Annotated in this window: 12 protein-coding genes and 4 tRNA genes; 3 read left to right on the top strand and 13 right to left on the bottom strand. The window is 60.5% G+C overall.

Annotation, left to right across the window (positions count from 1 at the left end):
* Nucleotides 1-34: 34 nt before the first annotated feature.
* Nucleotides 35-679, bottom strand: a complete 645-nt coding sequence (leuD, locus tag AC07Y2_RS18905; RefSeq protein WP_064594825.1) for a 3-isopropylmalate dehydratase small subunit — start codon at nt 677-679, stop codon at nt 35-37.
* 11 nt (nt 680-690) lie between these two features.
* A complete protein-coding gene (gene leuC / locus AC07Y2_RS18900; protein ID WP_074687686.1) occupies nt 691-2,109 on the bottom strand; it encodes a 3-isopropylmalate dehydratase large subunit in 1,419 nt (472 codons plus the stop codon).
* A gap of 140 nt (nt 2,110-2,249) precedes the next feature.
* Between leuC and AC07Y2_RS18895 the strand changes: the two genes are divergently transcribed.
* The 3 genes from AC07Y2_RS18895 (at nt 2,250) to AC07Y2_RS18885 (ending at nt 8,286) form a co-directional block, all read left to right on the top strand.
* A complete protein-coding gene (locus AC07Y2_RS18895) occupies nt 2,250-3,140 on the top strand; it encodes a LysR family transcriptional regulator (RefSeq protein WP_007956444.1) in 891 nt (296 codons plus the stop codon).
* Between the two features lie 68 nt (nt 3,141-3,208).
* On the top strand, nt 3,209-6,487 hold the full coding sequence (locus tag AC07Y2_RS18890; protein ID WP_039770156.1) for a bifunctional diguanylate cyclase/phosphodiesterase: 3,279 nt from the start codon (nt 3,209-3,211) through the stop codon (nt 6,485-6,487).
* A gap of 107 nt (nt 6,488-6,594) precedes the next feature.
* Complete coding sequence (locus AC07Y2_RS18885; protein ID WP_103386617.1) at nt 6,595-8,286, top strand: molecular chaperone HscC; 1,692 nt, start codon at nt 6,595-6,597, stop codon at nt 8,284-8,286.
* Here the strand turns inward: AC07Y2_RS18885 and AC07Y2_RS18880 are convergent.
* The 11 genes from AC07Y2_RS18880 to AC07Y2_RS18830 all read right to left on the bottom strand — a co-directional run bounded on the left by AC07Y2_RS18880 (nt 8,283) and on the right by AC07Y2_RS18830 (nt 16,011).
* Nucleotides 8,283-10,961 carry a DUF805 domain-containing protein gene (locus AC07Y2_RS18880; RefSeq protein WP_103386616.1) on the bottom strand — a complete coding sequence of 893 codons (2,679 nt, stop codon included), beginning with the start codon at nt 10,959-10,961 and terminating at the stop codon, nt 8,283-8,285. The two genes, AC07Y2_RS18885 and AC07Y2_RS18880, sit on opposite strands and share 4 nt — an antisense overlap.
* The gene (locus AC07Y2_RS18875; protein ID WP_309475020.1) at nt 10,958-11,737 is read right to left on the bottom strand and encodes a DUF1266 domain-containing protein; all 780 of its coding nucleotides are present in this window, start codon (nt 11,735-11,737) and stop codon (nt 10,958-10,960) included. Before AC07Y2_RS18875 ends, AC07Y2_RS18880 begins: the two co-directional genes overlap by 4 nt.
* A 104-nt stretch (nt 11,738-11,841) precedes the next feature.
* A complete protein-coding gene (locus AC07Y2_RS18870) occupies nt 11,842-12,285 on the bottom strand; it encodes an Hsp20 family protein (RefSeq protein ID WP_011333344.1) in 444 nt (147 codons plus the stop codon).
* 121 nt (nt 12,286-12,406) lie between these two features.
* Nucleotides 12,407-13,366, bottom strand: a complete 960-nt coding sequence (locus AC07Y2_RS18865) for a tRNA dihydrouridine synthase (RefSeq protein ID WP_103386615.1) — start codon at nt 13,364-13,366, stop codon at nt 12,407-12,409.
* 35 nt (nt 13,367-13,401) lie between these two features.
* Nucleotides 13,402-13,863 (bottom strand): acyl-CoA thioesterase, encoded by a 462-nt coding sequence (locus AC07Y2_RS18860; RefSeq protein ID WP_103386614.1) that lies wholly within the window; start codon nt 13,861-13,863, stop codon nt 13,402-13,404.
* Between the two features lie 47 nt (nt 13,864-13,910).
* A complete protein-coding gene (locus tag AC07Y2_RS18855; protein WP_085612829.1) occupies nt 13,911-14,744 on the bottom strand; it encodes an alpha/beta fold hydrolase in 834 nt (277 codons plus the stop codon).
* 30 nt (nt 14,745-14,774) lie between these two features.
* Nucleotides 14,775-15,314: a TetR/AcrR family transcriptional regulator gene (locus AC07Y2_RS18850; protein WP_039770145.1), complete on the bottom strand. Its 540-nt coding sequence runs from the start codon at nt 15,312-15,314 to the stop codon at nt 14,775-14,777.
* 183 nt (nt 15,315-15,497) lie between these two features.
* Nucleotides 15,498-15,573 (bottom strand) — tRNA-Glu (locus AC07Y2_RS18845).
* Nucleotides 15,574-15,651: 78 nt separating this feature from the next.
* Nucleotides 15,652-15,727, bottom strand: a tRNA-Ala gene (locus tag AC07Y2_RS18840).
* 53 nt (nt 15,728-15,780) lie between these two features.
* A tRNA-Glu gene (locus AC07Y2_RS18835) sits at nt 15,781-15,856 on the bottom strand.
* Between the two features lie 79 nt (nt 15,857-15,935).
* A tRNA-Ala gene (locus tag AC07Y2_RS18830) sits at nt 15,936-16,011 on the bottom strand.
* Nucleotides 16,012-16,020: the final 9 nt, after the last annotated feature.

The raw sequence follows: 16,020 nt of genomic DNA, 5'->3' as shown, positions 1-16,020 counted from the left end.
GGTACGTCCTTTTCTGGGTTTCAACCTTTCAGATTCACGCGTCGCGGAACAACCACGGCTGGCTAGCGCGATGTTTGGCTTCGAACGCGGCAATCGCATCGCCGTCCTGCAAGGTCAGGCCGATGTCGTCCAGGCCGTTGAGCAGGCAGTGTTTGCGGAAGGCGTCGATCTCGAAGCGGTAGACCTTGCCGTTCGGGCTGGTGACGGTCTGCTCGTGCAGATCGATCTGCAACTGATAGCCCGGTTCGGCCTCGACCTGCTTGAACAGCTCGTCGACTTCGGCGTCGCTCAGGATGATTGGCAGCAAACCGTTCTTGAAGCTGTTGTTGAAGAAGATGTCGGCATAGCTCGGCGCGATGATGCTGCGGAAACCGTACTCTTCCAGCGCCCATGGCGCGTGTTCACGGCTGGAGCCGCAACCGAAGTTCTCGCGGGCCAACAATACGCTGGCGCCTTGATAACGCTCGGCGTTGAGCACGAATTCCTTGTTCAACGGACGTTTGGAGTTGTCCTGATACGGCTGACCCACATCGAGGTAACGCCACTCGTCGAACAGGTTCGGGCCGAAACCGGTGCGCTTGATCGACTTCAGAAACTGCTTCGGAATGATCTGGTCGGTGTCGACGTTGGCACGATCCAGAGGCGCGACGAGACCAGTGTGCTGGGTAAAAGCTTTCATGCTGCGCTCCTTTAGATCAATTCACGAACGTCGATGAAACGACCGTTCACCGCCGCCGCAGCGGCCATGGCCGGGCTGACGAGGTGGGTACGGCCACCGGCGCCCTGACGGCCTTCGAAGTTACGGTTGGAGGTCGAGGCGCAATGTTCGCCGGACTCCAAACGGTCCGGGTTCATCGCCAGACACATCGAGCAACCCGGCTCGCGCCATTCGAAACCGGCTTCGAGGAAGATCTTGTCCAGACCTTCGGCCTCGGCCTGGGCCTTCACCAGACCCGAGCCCGGCACGACGATGGCCTGCTTGATGGTCGACGCAACCTTGCGACCCTTGGCGATCACCGCCGCAGCGCGCAAGTCTTCGATCCGCGAGTTGGTGCAGGAGCCGATGAATACGCGGTCGAGCTGAATGTCAGTGATCGCCTGATTGGCGGTCAAACCCATGTATTTCAAGGCGCGGACGATCGAGTCGCGTTTGACCAGATCCATCTCTTTAGCCGGGTCCGGCACGTTCTGATCAACGGCCAGCACCATTTCCGGCGAAGTGCCCCAGCTGACTTGCGGCTTGATCTGCGCGGCGTCGAGCTCGACCACGGTGTCGAAATGCGCGTCGGCGTCGGACACCAGGTCTTTCCAGGACTCGACCGCCAGATCCCACTCGGCGCCTTTCGGTGCGAACGGACGACCCTTGACGTAATCCACGGTCTTCTGGTCCGCCGCCACCAGGCCCACACGGGCGCCGGCTTCGATGGACATGTTGCAGATGGTCATGCGGCCTTCGATGGACAGGTCGCGAATCGCGCTGCCGGCGAATTCGATGGCATGGCCGTTACCGCCGGCGGTGCCGATCTTGCCGATCACCGCGAGGACGATGTCCTTGGCGGTCACGCCGAACGGCAATTGGCCTTCGACGCGCACCAGCATGTTCTTCATTTTCTTGGCGACCAGGCACTGGGTGGCGAGCACGTGCTCGACCTCTGAAGTGCCGATCCCGTGAGCCAGGGCGCCGAACGCGCCGTGGGTCGAGGTGTGCGAGTCGCCGCAGACCACGGTCATGCCCGGCAAGGTCGCGCCCTGCTCCGGGCTGATCACATGAACGATGCCCTGGCGCACGTCGTTCATCTTGAATTCGACGATGCCGTATTCATCGCAGTTGTCGTCGAGGGTCTGAACCTGCAAACGCGAGACTTGGTCGGCAATGGCTTCGATGCCGCCCTTGCGCTCCGGGGTGGTCGGTACGTTGTGGTCCGGGGTGGCGATGTTGGCATCGATGCGCCACGGCTTGCGTCCGGCCAGACGCAGGCCTTCAAAGGCTTGCGGCGAGGTCACTTCGTGGATGATGTGACGATCGATATAGATCAGCGCCGAGCCATCGTCGCGCTGCTTGACCAAATGCGAATCCCAGAGCTTGTCGTAGAGCGTTTTGCCGGCCATCAGACGGTTCCTCATCAGCTTGTTTCTATGCCCTGGGCTTATCAATAACCCTTTGGCTTGTGAGGCCGATCCTATGGGGTTAGATTAAATAACTCAAATTCATATTTTTTATGCTTTGGATAACCAACTGGAATACGAACATGGACCTGGCCAACCTCAATGCTTTTATCGCGATTGCCGAGACCGGAAGCTTCTCCGGTGCCGGCGAACGGCTGCACCTGACGCAACCGGCGATCAGCAAACGCATCGCCGGCCTGGAGCAGCAATTGAATGTGCGGCTGTTCGACCGGCTCGGTCGCGAAGTGGGCCTGACTGAGGCCGGCCGGGCCCTGCTGCCACGGGCTTACCAGATTCTCAACGTGCTCGACGACACGCGCCGCGCCCTGACCAACCTGACCGGCGAAGTGACCGGCCGCCTGACCCTGGCCACCAGTCACCACATCGGTCTGCACCGTCTGCCGCCCTTATTGAGGGAATACACCCGCCGCTACCCACAGGTGGCGCTGGATATTCAGTTTCTCGATTCGGAAGTGGCCTACGAGGAAATTCTCCACGGCCGGGCGGAACTGGCGGTCATCACCCTCGCGCCGGAGCCGCATACGCTGGTCAAGGCCACGCCCGTCTGGGACGACCCGCTGGATTTCGTGGTGGCCCCGGAACATTCATTGATCAGCAACGGCGCCGTCACGTTGGCGGACATTGCCGGCCATCCGGCGGTTTTCCCCGGCGGCAACACCTTTACCCACCATATTGTCCAACGGCTGTTCGAGGCTCAGGGCCTGACGCCGAACATCGCCATGAGCACCAACTACCTGGAAACCATCAAGATGATGGTGTCGATCGGCCTGGCCTGGAGCGTTTTGCCGCGCACGATGCTCGATGAACAGGTGGCGCGCATACCTTTGCCGGGCATACAGCTCAGTCGCCAGCTAGGCTATATCCTGCACACTGAAAGGACGCTGTCGAATGCTGCACGGGCGTTTATGGCCCTGCTGGACGCTCAAATCGATCTGCCAGGGACTCTCGGCTAACTTGTGCTACTCCTATAGAGCTGCCGCCCCTGTGCCAAACGCCCAAATCAGCTCAAGGCCCCTTAACAATGCCGAAATCTGTTGACCGTATTCCGCCGATGCCGCGTATTCAGGCCATTGATCCACGGCGATCCGAGCAGAGCTGGGAGAGCGCGCCGCAATTGCTCGCGGCGCTCAACGGTGCCCGGCTCGGCGCCTGGTATTGGGACATCGAGCGCGGGCAGATCAGCTGGTCACGCGGCACTCAGGCCTTGTTCGGCTTTGATCCTCGGCAACCGCTGCCCGAAGACCTGGAATACCTCGATCTGCTGCCGCCGGAAGACCGGGCGAAAACCATCCGCGCCTTTCACGCGGTGATTGCCGGCGCACCGCTGGAGCAGGCAATGCACCACCGCATTCGCTGGCCCGACGGCAGCCTGCACTGGCTGGAAATCAACGGCAGCCTGCTCCCCGACAAACACGGTCGCCCCCGAATGATCGGGGTGATCCGCGAAATCACCCACCAGCGGCAACGGGAACAGGCGCTCAGCAGTTCGGAGAAACGTTTTGCGACACTGTTTCATCTGTGCCCGAACATGGTGCTGCTGACCCGCCAGGAAGACGGCCTGATCAGCGAGGCCAACCAGTATTTCGAAAGTCTGTTCGGCTGGCCGGTACAAAGCGCCATCGGGCGCACCACCCTGGAACTGGGCCTGTGGGTGCATCCCGAGCAACGGGCGGAGCTGGTCAAGAAAACCAAGGCCAAGGGTGAACTGGTCAGCATGGAGGTGCAGTTCCGCGCCAGCAACGGCCAGATCCACGACGGCATCCTCAGCGCGCAAAAGGTCGAACTCGAAGGCCAGCCTTACCTGCTCAGCACCTTTCTCGACACTACCGAACGAAAAGCCGCCGAACATGCCCTGAAAGACAGCCAGGAACGCCTCGACCTGGCGCTGGATTCGGCGCAACTCGGCACCTGGGACTGGCACATTCCCAGCGGCATGCTCTACGGCTCGGCCCGCGCTGCGCAATTACACGGCCTGGAGCCGAAACCGTTCCATGAATCCTTCGAAGAGTTTTTCGAGGGCGTCCCCGGCGAAGAACGCGACAGCATGCGCGACGCCTATCGCAGTCTGCGCGAAGGCCCGGCCGGCAATTATCAACTGACTTACCGCGTGCAACTGCCGGACGGCAGCTCGCGTTATCTGGAAAGCCGCGCCCGCCTCTATCGCGACGACAACGGCGTACCGCTGCGGATGGCCGGCACCCTGCTGGACATCACCGATCAGGTCGAGCGCGAACAACGGTTGGTGGCTTCGGAAGAGAAATTCGCCACGCTGTTCCAGGTCAGCCCCGACCCGATCTGCGTCACGCGCCAGGAAACCGGGGAATTCATCGAGATCAACTCCAGTTTCTCCCAAACCTTCGGCTGGAGCGCCAGCGATGTGATCGGCCACACCGCCGAAGAAATCGGCTTGTGGGACGCCTCGGCGAAAAGCCTGCAACGCATCGAACGGGTGATCCGCGAACAGGGCCTGAGCAATGTTGCGATCATCGTCCAGCACAAGGACGGCCAGTCGCTGACCTGCGTGATTTCCAGCCGTCAGATCAGCGTCGGTAACCAGCCGTGCATCGTCACCACGTTGCGCGACATCACCCAGCAACAGCGCTCGGAAGCGGCGCTCAAGGCCAGCGAAGAGAAATTCGCCAAGGCGTTCCACTCCAGTCCCGACGCCATCACCATCACCGAGCGCGACACCGGACGTTATCTTGAGGTCAACGACGGTTTCTGCCGCCTCACCGGCTACCGCGCCGACGAAGTGGTGGGCAAAACCGTGTATCAGGTCGGCATCTGGGCCGAAGAAAAACAGCGCTCGGCACTGCTCGCCGAGCTACAGATCAAGGGCCGCGTGCACCATCAGGAAATGCTCGGGCGCAACAAGCGTGGCGAGATCCTGACAGTGGAAGTCTCGGTCGAACCGATCACTCTCAACGAAACCGCCTGTCTGCTGTTGACCGCCCGGGACGTCAGCCTGCTGAAGAACGCCGAAGCGCAGATCCGCCATCTGGCCTATCACGATCCGCTGACCAACCTGCCTAACCGCGCACTGCTGATGGATCGCCTGAGCCAGCAGATCGCCCTGCTCAAGCGCCACAACCTGCGCGGGGCGCTGCTGTTTCTCGACCTGGATCACTTCAAGCACATCAACGACTCGCTGGGGCACCCGGTCGGCGACACGGTGCTGAAAATCATCACCGCACGGCTTGAAGCCAGCGTGCGCATGGAAGACACCGTGGCGCGGCTCGGTGGCGATGAATTCGTGGTGCTGCTCAGTGGCCTGGAAGGCACGCGCAACGAAGTCAGCGCTCAGGTGCGCGAGTTGGCCGACACCATTCGCGAGTTGCTGTCGGAGCCGATGTTCCTCGACGGCCAGCGCCTGCAAGTGACGCCGAGCATCGGCGTGGCACTGATTCCCGATCACGGCTCGACCCCGACCGATCTGCTCAAACGCGCCGATATCGCGCTATACCGCGCCAAGGATTCCGGGCGCAACACCACGCAGATGTATCACAACACCATGCAGAAAGCGGCCAGCGAACGGCTGCGCATGGAGACCGACCTGCGTCTGGCGCTGGCCCGGGGGGAATTCGACGTGCATTACCAACCGCAGATCGACGCCCAGGACAACCGCATCATCGGCGCCGAAGCCCTGGTACGCTGGAATCACCCGGAACTCGGCGCGCAATCGCCTACCGAATTCATCAAGGTGCTGGAGGACAGCGGGCTGATTCTAGAGGTCGGCACCTGGATCCTCGACGAGGCGTGCGAAGCCTTCAAACAATTGATCGCCGAAAAACTGATCGACCCTCTGGCCTTCAGCCTGTGCGTGAACATCAGCCCCCGGCAGTTCCGCCAGAACGACTTCGTCGAGCGCATCGAACACAGCATGAGCAGCCACGGTCTGCCCTGCTCGCTGCTGAAACTGGAAATCACCGAAGGCATCGTCATCCAGAACCTGGAAGACACCATCAGCAAAATGCGCCGCCTGAAAAAACTCGGCGTGAGTTTTGCCATGGACGATTTCGGCACCGGCTATTCATCGCTGACGTACCTGAAACGACTGCCGGTGGACACGCTGAAGATCGATCAGTCATTCATCCGCGACGCCACCACCGACCCCAACGACGCCGAAATCATCCGCGCCATCGTCGCCATGGCCCGCAGCCTGGAACTGGAAGTGATCGCCGAAGGCGTGGAAACCCCGGAACAGCTGGCCTTCCTTCAGGGGTTGGGCTGCCATTTGTATCAGGGTTATCTGCACAGTCGGCCGTTGCCGCTGGAGGGATTGAAGGGATTGCTGGAATGACCCGACACCTGCGATTGCTTGTCGCAAGTATTGACCCAGGCCGGTAATTGCCAGGGTTGGCGGCAACCTGTAGGGTCGCGTTTTTTCGCGCTGTTTCGAGACCGATCATGCAGGATGCATCCCTCCCCCGCCCGGCCCTGCTGGGCATTGACCTTGGCACCACCAACAGTTTGATCGCCGTCTGGCAGGACGGTCAGGCCCGATTGATCCCCAACGCCCTCGGCGAGGTGCTGACCCCGTCGGTGGTCAGCCTCGATGAAGACGGGACCATTCTGGTCGGCAAGGCTGCACGCGCACGCCTGACAACCCACCCGGAACGTACAGCCGCCGCGTTCAAGCGCTTCATGGGCAGCGACCGGCAGATCGACCTCGGCACACAAACCTTCAGCCCGGAAGAGTTATCGGCATTGGTACTTGGCTCACTCAAGCAGGACGCCGAGGCTTTTCTCGGCCACCCGGTGGCTGAAGCGGTGATTTCCGTGCCGGCGTATTTCAGTGACGAACAACGCAAACGCACCCTGTTTGCCGCCGAACTGGCAGGCCTGAAGGTTTCCCGACTGATCAACGAGCCGACCGCCGCCGCGATGGCGTATGGGCTGCACGAGCAGAAATTCGAACGCACGCTGATCTTCGATCTGGGCGGCGGGACGTTCGATGTCACGGTGCTGGAATATGCATTGCCGCTGATTGAAGTGCATGCGTCCACCGGTGACAACTTTTTGGGTGGGGAGGACTTTACCGAGGCCTTGCTGCAGGCATGCCTCAAGGCGTGGCAGCTCACCCCGGCGCACATTGAAGCCCAGAATCTCGCCAGCCTTTGCGACAACCTTGAACAGCTCAAGTGCAAGCTCTCCGAAGGTACTCAAAGCCTGAACTGGCGCAATGGGGACAGTTCGTATGAATGGTCGCTGGACGAAAGCGGCGCCGTAAAGATCTGGGAACCACTTCTGGCCCGTTTGCGCGCACCGATCGAGCAAGCCCTGCGTGATGCCCGCCTCAAACCCCGAGACCTCGACAGCCTGGTGTTGGTAGGCGGTGCCACCCGGATGCCAGCGGTGCAGCAAATGGTGGCCACGCTGTTCGGACGCCTGCCTTATCGACACCTCGATCCGGACACGATTGTCGCACTGGGTGCGGCGACGCAAGCGGCGTGCAAGGCGCGGGACGGTGCGGTTGAAGAACTGATCCTGACCGATGTCTGCCCTTACACACTGGGAATTTCGACCAACCGTGGTGAAGGTATCAGCGGCGCTTTTTCACCGATCATCGAGCGTAATACCATTATTCCAACATCCAGGGTGCAACGCTTTTACACCACGCATCCACAGCAGGAGACCATTCGCATCGCGGTCTACCAGGGCGAACGCCCTTGGGTGCGCGATAACATTTTCATTGATGCTTTCGACGTACCGGTAACGGCGAGCGAACAGATCCAGGCTCTGGATGTGCGTTTCAGCTACGACATCAACGGATTGCTCGAGGTTGACGTCAACTTGCTGGACAGCGGTGAACGTCACAGCCACAGCATTGATCGAAGCCCGACCGGGCTCGACGAACAATCGCGACAAAACAGTCACGAGCGACTCGCCACCCTGAAAATCCACCCCCGAGACGCCCTTCCAAACCGGACGCTACTGGCCCGGCTGGAGCGTGCGTGGACGCAAAGCCTGGGGGACGAACGCGAACGCATTGCCGACTGGCTGGACACGTTCACCACCGTGCTCGGCAGCCAGCAATCGGAAGAGATTGCCAGCCACCGGTCACAACTCAACAAGGCTCTGGATCAACTTCGCCTCTAACCGTTCAGCCGTCGCAGCGTGGCCTGCAAACCGCCGGGCAGTGTGTCTTCACCGACGCTGTCCGGTGGCACGCCGTACCGATTGGGCAAAGTGTCACCGGGAAATCCGAACAATATCAGCGGCAAGAAAGGCAGTACCGGCGACAACACTGCGATGATCAGCAAGGTGGGAATCCCTCGCCCCATATCATGCAGACGACGCAAAATCGCGCCGAGCAGGAACGTTGCGCCCAACAACATCACGATGATTCCGGCCAGCGGCGTACCGCTGAGCAACGCCGCCAAAGGTGTGATCAACACAGCGCCAATGACCTGCCAGATGAATGCGCCTCGCCCCAACCGCGAGCCCAAACGCCAGAACGCTGAAGCCGGCGTCGGGCGGGTGTCGCTTTTGGCCTGCAACAAACGCTCACTCCACGACAACAGTGCGCTGAAGGCAAAACGCAGACCGAGGCCATTCTCGGGATTGTCCTTGGCTCGTTGCATGCGCAGCAGCATTTTCTGCCGCGGCACACCGGCACTGCCGTAACGCACCAATCCCTTGAGCACATCCACAGCCAGGCCGAAGGCATCACTGCTGATCCCTTCTTCCTCCAGAAGCGCTGAAGGTGGATGCGGCGGCTCACCCTTGATCAAACCGTGGCGGAAACCATCGAACCAGTCCTGTGGATTGACGACCTCGGTAATCCTGTCGAGCAGGTATTTTCGCTGCTGGGCATCCAGCAGAGGATCGTGATACAGCACGCCCCCCAGCAGCATGCGCCCGAGCAAATCGTCATCGAACGCCTTGATATCGCTGCGCATGCACTCGAACAAGCGGTCGTTGCTCAGCAACCGCGCACTGTCGAGCGCCTCTTGAGCGCTCAACAGCTGACGGGCAAGCATGGCATGCACCGGATCTGCCGCTTGCAACCACCCGAGCAGACCGCTGGCACTGCCCTGTTCGCGATTCAACCGGCAGAGCAACGGTTGCAAACGCGCCAGAGGATGCTCCCGCTCTATATTCATCGAGTCGACGCAATGCGCCGACTGCGCGCCCAGCCAGCGCACCGGCTGGTCGAGCGTCGCCAGCAGATACAGGGCCTGACGATGCCATTCCCACACATCGCAACGACCATCGATAGCGGGAAGCAACATGCCCTGCCCGGCGAGTTGTGCCTGCAACTTCAGTCCGTCGAGCAGCGCCCCTTGCTTGCCGAGGCCGAATGCCTCATCCAGTCGGGCCAACGAACGAGCGTCGTAGGCTCGCAGGCGACGCATCCACAGCAGACAAAGCGCCAGCGGTTCGCCCTTCTGCAACACCGGCTCAAGTACCGGTTGCGCTGAATTGCTCGCCAGAAATGCTTTCAGTGCCAGCGGAATCGGTGCCTGGGTCAACCAGCAGATTTGCTGGTCGGCCTGATACTTGAAGCCTTCCAACACCAGTTGCTCAAGAATGTCCGAAGCCTGCGGCGCCTCCATGATTTGTTGCAGCAATGGAACGTCACCCCGGTGCAGCGCCCAGGCGTACTGGTACAGCGTCTGCAGTCGCGGGTCATCGCTGGCGACGATCAGAGATGCCAGTAACGTTAATTCATCACCACTGATGCGCCATTCGACGAAGGCATCGGCAATGTCATGCAGCTCAAGCTGTCGGGCGCGAAACCAGCGACCCAGTGTTTCCGGACGCTGCGAAGGGCTGCCGTATTCCTGGGTGACATCACCCAGGTCATCGGACCAGTCGCGGAAATTCTCGAGGCGATCAAAGGCCTGAATCAACAACGGCAAACGCTGGGGTTGATGACGCGCGCACAGGGCCAGGAGCCAGTCTGCGGCTTTCGGGTGCTGATGCTCTCGCCAGAGACGCACCCAAGCCTGCAGCGCCAATTCTTCCATGCCCAAGGCGCTGCGCTGGCACGCCAGCAGATAGAGCCAGTCAACATCCATCGGCGCAAGCCGATGCTGCTCGTTGATGATTTCGAGAAAGCCTTTGCTGGCAATGCCGGCCTGACTGAACTGGATGGCCAGACGCTGCAGCAAACCGTCGTCCGGCGGTAGCGGTACGCAGGTGTGAAGGTTGGCGAAATAACGGTAATCATCCAGTGACGCATTACGGTGCAGATGATTCAGCGTACGCAAAAACCATAGCGTTTCCAGTTGCGCGACGACTGGCCATTCGCTCATCAACGATGTATCGAAAGGATCCGCCGCCTCGATACGCTGCAAAAATTCGTCGACATGCCGGGCATTTTTGAAATCCAGATCGAGCATCCGACTCGCCCAGCCCATGCGTTGGGCGAGCAAGCGTGCGCAGACGTGGGAAATAGGCCCTGCATCGAGCAACTCGCGCAGCAAAGGCCAGCAAACCTCATCCAAAACCTCAAGCGGCACTTGATCCAGCTCAAAAATGAAGACCTGCCACGCCGCAGGAGCGAATCGGCGCGCAGAATCATTGAGCAACGCATCAAAGCCGCTCAACAGCTGATCGCCGGCAGTCAGCTCGGCGGCAGCCGGTGCATCTGCCTCGGGCTCATCTTCTCGGGCAAAGCGCAAGGCGATTTCATAGGCCTCGCGCAATGCCTGGAAACCTTCAGGGTCCGTTTCCGGATGGTGCTGTGGCAAACGCGCGCGATAGGCGCCACGAATGGCTTCATTGTCTTTGGTGGGCTCGATACCCAAGCGAATCCAGCAGCTCATGACCAGTCGAACTCCCCTAGAGACTCAGGGCGTTCCGGCAGATGCAGGGGCATGTCCCAAGGCAATTGTGCAAAAAAATCGCGAGCGTCGCGATCCAGCTTCCTGATCACCACCGTCGTGCCGATGTAATCACCCTGCCGGTCGTACTCGTGAGCCAGTTCCTCATCCTTGTTGCCGAGGCAATGCCAAAAGGCTTTGCCGATGACAAAACCGTTCAGATAACTGGTCCAACTGTCGTAGTAATACCGCGCACGCGCCGCCATGCGACCGTGCAACCAGAGGCTTTCGGTCAGGTCGATCCAGCCGTGCAGCACTGCGGAGCGCAGCAGAAACCCCATACGCCCGATATCCCAGGCGCGAATGCCGCCGGAGCCGCACTCTCCGAACGTACGGCTGGCCAATTCGTAAAAAGCCCGTTGCCGACTGTCGAGTGTTTCGATCAGCGCTTGCCACTCGGAAGGCAGGCAGCGTTCCCATTGACGATAGGCTTCGTTCAACTGTGTGGCGTGCCCGTTGTCAGCCGTGCGCAACATGTCCAACAGTTGCGGGCGCGTGGTAATGCCCCACCCGCCTTCGACATCGACGTGCTTGAGGTCGAAGCAATAGGTGGGCGCGGTGTAATCGGCATCGGGATTCAGGGCGACCAAAGGCGCAGAAAGCGCATACAACCAGCGCTGTTCTATTTCGTCCATGAAGAAAGGCTCCGGGGCCGGTGGAAGATAGGAAGTGCCGGCCTTGTCGGCGCGGATTGTAAAGAGCCGGGAAACCAGCGGCAAACCCCGCGACGATTTTCCTGCGCCCACAAAAAAAGGCCCCGACGTATCGGGGCCTTCATTCAGCGGCTTATCGCCCGTTCAGACGATTTGTTTCTGCAAGTGACTCAGTGTTGCAGAGCCGGCTGCGCCCCGTTGATCGGGATGCGCTTGGCTTTCGCCTCTTCCGGAATCACGCGCAACAGGTCGATGCTCAACAGGCCGTTGCTCAGACCGGCAGCCTTGATCTCGATGTGATCGGCCAGGCGGAAGGACAGCTTGAATGCACGCTGGGCAATGCCCTGGTGCAGGAACGTGACGCCTTCGTTGGCATCGCGCTTGCCGCCACTGATGGTCAGCACGCCTTTTTCGACTTGCAGTTCCAAGTCTTCTTCCTGGAAACCGGCCGCCGCCACGACGATGCGGTATTGATCGTCACCGTGTTTTTCCACGTTGTAAGGCGGATAGGTGCTGCCTGGCTCGTTGCGCAGGGCAGTTTCGAACAGGTCGTTGAAACGGTCGAAACCCACCGAGGAACGGAACAGTGGAGCGAGGGAAAATGCAGTACTCATGATTCAAATCTCCTGAAAACAATCAGCAAGTTTTTTTGTCTCCGCGACCCGAATTCGGCATCGCGTAACCCTTAGATAGGGACCTGCGTTTTGTTTTCAAGAGATCGTTTGAAGATTTTTTTCAGGCGGCTTCGGCGACCGGCAAACCCAGTAAACGCGAGACCTGATCCGGCTCGGTCTCCCGGCGCAGCACGGTAAACAGCTCGACGGCCTCGGGGTAATTGCGGGTCAGCATGGCCAGCCACTGTTTCAAACGGCCCGGTGATTGACGAGCGGTCATTTGCGCTTTGGCTTGCAGCCAGAAGTCCTGGATCAGTGGCATCAGTTCGGCCCAGGTCATTTCGACGACTTCCACGCCGGCACGGGCGGCGGCGATCTGACGGGCCAGATCCGGACGCGACACCAGGCCGCGACCGAGCATGATGTCTTCGACGCCGCTGATTTCCCGGCAGCGGCGCCAGTCGTCGACGCTCCAGATATCGCCGTTGGCGAACACCGGCACCTTGACCACGTCCTGCACGCGCGGAATCCACTCCCAATGCGCCGGCGGCTTATAGCCGTCGACCTTGGTGCGGGCGTGAACCACGATGTGCTCGGCGCCGCCCTCGGCCAGCGCCGTGGCGCACACCAGCGAGCCGTCCGGGCTGTCGAACCCCAGGCGCATCTTGGCGGTGACGGGAATGTGTGCGGGCACGGCGCGACGCACGTGTTCGACGATCTGATTGAGCAGCTCCGGCTCCTTGAGCAGTACCGCACCGCCACGGGACTTGTTGACGGTCTTGGCCGGGCAGCCGAAGTTCAGGTCGATCACTTCAGAGCCCAGCTCGCAGGCCAGCGCCGCGTTTTCCGCCAGGCATACCGGATCGGAACCCAGTAACTGCACGCGCAGTGGCACGCCGGAAGCGGTGCGCGCACCGTTGAGCAGTTCAGGGCCGAATTTGTGGAAATAGGCCGGGGTCAGCAACTGGTCGTTGACCCGAATGAACTCGGTCACGCACCAGTCAATACCGCCGACACGGGTCAGGACATCGCGCAGAATGTCGTCGACCAACCCTTCCATCGGCGCCAGAGCAATTTGCATGGGGAACACACACTCAAGGAAAAACGTGCGGCAGTTTACTGGGTTTCGCGAGCTAAACCCATGTCCGCCGTCTGTATGACCGGGCCGTAGCCCTCGATGAACTCGGCAGGCATGCGCTTGGGCCTGCCGGTGGACAGCTCGATGCAGACGAAGGTGGTCTGGGCGCGCAGCAGCGTGGCGTTGTCGCTGGGGCGGATCAGCTGGAAGTGACGGGTCATTTTCAGGCGCTGATCCCAATCGACGATCCAGGTCGCCAGTTGCAGTTCATCGCCTTCGTAGGCAGCGGCCAGGTAATCGATTTCGTGTCGCACCACGGCCATCGCCCGATCCAGCCGCCGGTACTCGACCAGATCCAGACCCAGACGCTGTGAGTGGCGCCAGGCGCAGCGCTCGAGCCAGGTCACATAGACCGCGTTGTTGGCGTGGCCCAACCCGTCGATGTCCTCGGCGCCCACTTGCAGATCAATGGTAAACGGCGTTGCCCGATCCCAGCCCATGCCCTACTCCCGGTCAAATGATTCAACCGGGGCAGTGTAACGGATGACTACGCCGATTGCCGCGCCTGAAGGCTGCGCCCGGCCAGCAGTGATAACACGCCATCAATCACCCGAGGGTCGGCCAGCACGCGTTGATGGCCGCCGGCTTCCAGGCGCAGCAAGCGACTGTCGAACCAGGATTCGTGGATCAGCTGGGATTCCTTAACCGAGACGAAGGTGTCGTCCTCGGCATGCACGATCAGGCCCGGCATATCCAGTTGATAGTGGGCGACATCAAGGGTGGCGGCGCGCATGCCGACGTCCTGCTCGACTTGCCGAATGAACGCCGAGCGAGCTCTGGGTGGCATACCGACGTAACGGGCAAATCCGCGCAAAACACCAAGAATTCGCGCCGGAGCGGCAATGCTCACGAGGGTTTCGGTGCGCAATCCTAATTGCACCGCCAGCATGGCGCTGGCGCCGCCCATGGAGTGACCGATGACAGCCTGCAACGGAGGCAATTCGGCAGCGGCTTCAAGCATCGCCCGAGCGAACAGCACCACGTTGGCTTCACGCCCCGGCGAGCGACCGTGGGCCGGGCCATCCAGCGCGACAACGGTGTAGCCCGCTTCGACCAGCGCCGTGATCAACGCGGCAAACTGGGTGGGCCGCCCTTCCCAGCCGTGCATCAGCAAAACAGTCGGGCCTTGCCCCCAGCGCAGGGCCGAAAGACCGAAACGCAAGGTAATGCGCTCGGATTTCGCCAGCAGCGGCAATTCCCAGTCCCTCGGTTTATTCACGCGCGGCGTCATGAACGCCAACCGCATTTTGCTCGCCACCAGTTTCGGTGCGAACCAGCCCAAGGTGCCATTAACGCCGCGAACCCACTTCAACGTGCTCATCGCTCTCTCCCCGGGCTTGCAGCCTTCAGGTCAACGCACCGCCGACTTGGCGGCGCGCAGCAATCGATCGGATAAATCCCCAGGACCCAACGCCCTCGCGAGCGCCAGGCCACCCACCATCAAGGCCACGTCGGCTAACGCTTTGTCGGTGTCTTCCGGCGCTGCGGCCAACTGCGCAATCATCAATTCCAAGTGTTCGTTCAACGCAATCCGAAAGGCCTCCGGCAGACGGCCCAACTCGCCAATAGAGGCCGGAATCGGGCAGGCCGAATCGCTGGAATCGCGGTGCTTGCGCGACAGGTAAAACGCAGCCACCAGGGCGCGGCGCTCTTCACCGGTCAGCTCGCTGTCCATGTCGGCAATCAGGTCGCGACGGCGACCGAGCAATTGCTTGAACGCCTCAAGCATCATGGCGTCCTTGCTTTCGAAGTGGGCATAGAAGCCGCCGACGGTCAGGCCGGCCGCCCCCATCACTTCGCCCACGCTCGGTTCAGCCGGACCGCGCTGGATCAGTGCAGCACTGGCGGCCTTGAGAATGCGTTCGCGGGTTTGAGCTTTCTTGTCGTTCATCGTCGCCTCCGAATATTACGATAGCAATATTATTCTCATAATAATATTCCGCAAGTCACACGCGTGACCGCTGGTCTGAAGCACAGTGTTAAGGAAAAAGAGGATTTGGCCAAACGCCAGACAAACAAAAGGGCCATTCAATAATTGAATGACCCTTATAAAATCCCGCAGAGCGGGTAATCGTGGCGTCCCCTAGGGGACTCGAACCCCTGTTACCGCCGTGAAAGGGCGGTGTCCTAGGCCACTAGACGAAGGGGACACAAACCTTCTGTACAACTGATCAGCGCTGAGTACTGATCGATTCAAGGCCGGTGTGGCCAGACCTTGAACTGTAAATTGGTGGAGCTAAGCGGGATCGAACCGCTGACCTCCTGCATGCCATGCAGGCGCTCTCCCAGCTGAGCTATAGCCCCGGATTTTTCGCCTCTCGGCGGAGCGACATCTTGCAACATCGCTTCTGTAAAACTGGCGTCCCCTAGGGGACTCGAACCCCTGTTACCGCCGTGAAAGGGCGGTGTCCTAGGCCACTAGACGAAGGGGACGCAAACCCTTCTATACAACTGATCAACGCTGAGTGTTGATCGCTTCGAAGCCGGTGTGGCCAGGCTTCGAAGTGTAAATTGGTGGAGCTAGACGGGATCGAACCGTCGACCTCTTGCATGCCATGCAAGCGCTCTCCCAGCTGAGCTATAGCCCCTCATCGTTG

It is taken from the genome of Pseudomonas sp. GW456-12-1-14-TSB6 (assembly GCF_059424205.1).
This window is presented reverse-complemented; position numbering and strand designations above follow the sequence as displayed.

What these genes read in the sequence shown, in the direction of transcription:
- AC07Y2_RS18895 (WP_007956444.1), top strand. Translation starts at nt 2,250, where the DNA reads ATGGACCTGGCCAACCTCAATGCTTTTATCGCGATTGCCGAGACCGGA.
- AC07Y2_RS18865 (WP_103386615.1), bottom strand. Translation starts at nt 13,366, where the DNA reads ATGCAAATTGCTCTGGCGCCGATGGAAGGGTTGGTCGACGACATTCTG.
- leuC (WP_074687686.1), bottom strand. Translation starts at nt 2,109, where the DNA reads ATGGCCGGCAAAACGCTCTACGACAAGCTCTGGGATTCGCATTTGGTC.
- AC07Y2_RS18855 (WP_085612829.1), bottom strand. Translation starts at nt 14,744, where the DNA reads ATGAGCACGTTGAAGTGGGTTCGCGGCGTTAATGGCACCTTGGGCTGG.
- AC07Y2_RS18860 (WP_103386614.1), bottom strand. Translation starts at nt 13,863, where the DNA reads ATGGGCTGGGATCGGGCAACGCCGTTTACCATTGATCTGCAAGTGGGC.
- AC07Y2_RS18885 (WP_103386617.1), top strand. Translation starts at nt 6,595, where the DNA reads ATGCAGGATGCATCCCTCCCCCGCCCGGCCCTGCTGGGCATTGACCTT.
- AC07Y2_RS18880 (WP_103386616.1), bottom strand. Translation starts at nt 10,961, where the DNA reads ATGAGCTGCTGGATTCGCTTGGGTATCGAGCCCACCAAAGACAATGAA.
- leuD (WP_064594825.1), bottom strand. Translation starts at nt 679, where the DNA reads ATGAAAGCTTTTACCCAGCACACTGGTCTCGTCGCGCCTCTGGATCGT.
- AC07Y2_RS18850 (WP_039770145.1), bottom strand. Translation starts at nt 15,314, where the DNA reads ATGAACGACAAGAAAGCTCAAACCCGCGAACGCATTCTCAAGGCCGCC.
- AC07Y2_RS18870 (WP_011333344.1), bottom strand. Translation starts at nt 12,285, where the DNA reads ATGAGTACTGCATTTTCCCTCGCTCCACTGTTCCGTTCCTCGGTGGGT.
- AC07Y2_RS18890 (WP_039770156.1), top strand. Translation starts at nt 3,209, where the DNA reads ATGCCGAAATCTGTTGACCGTATTCCGCCGATGCCGCGTATTCAGGCC.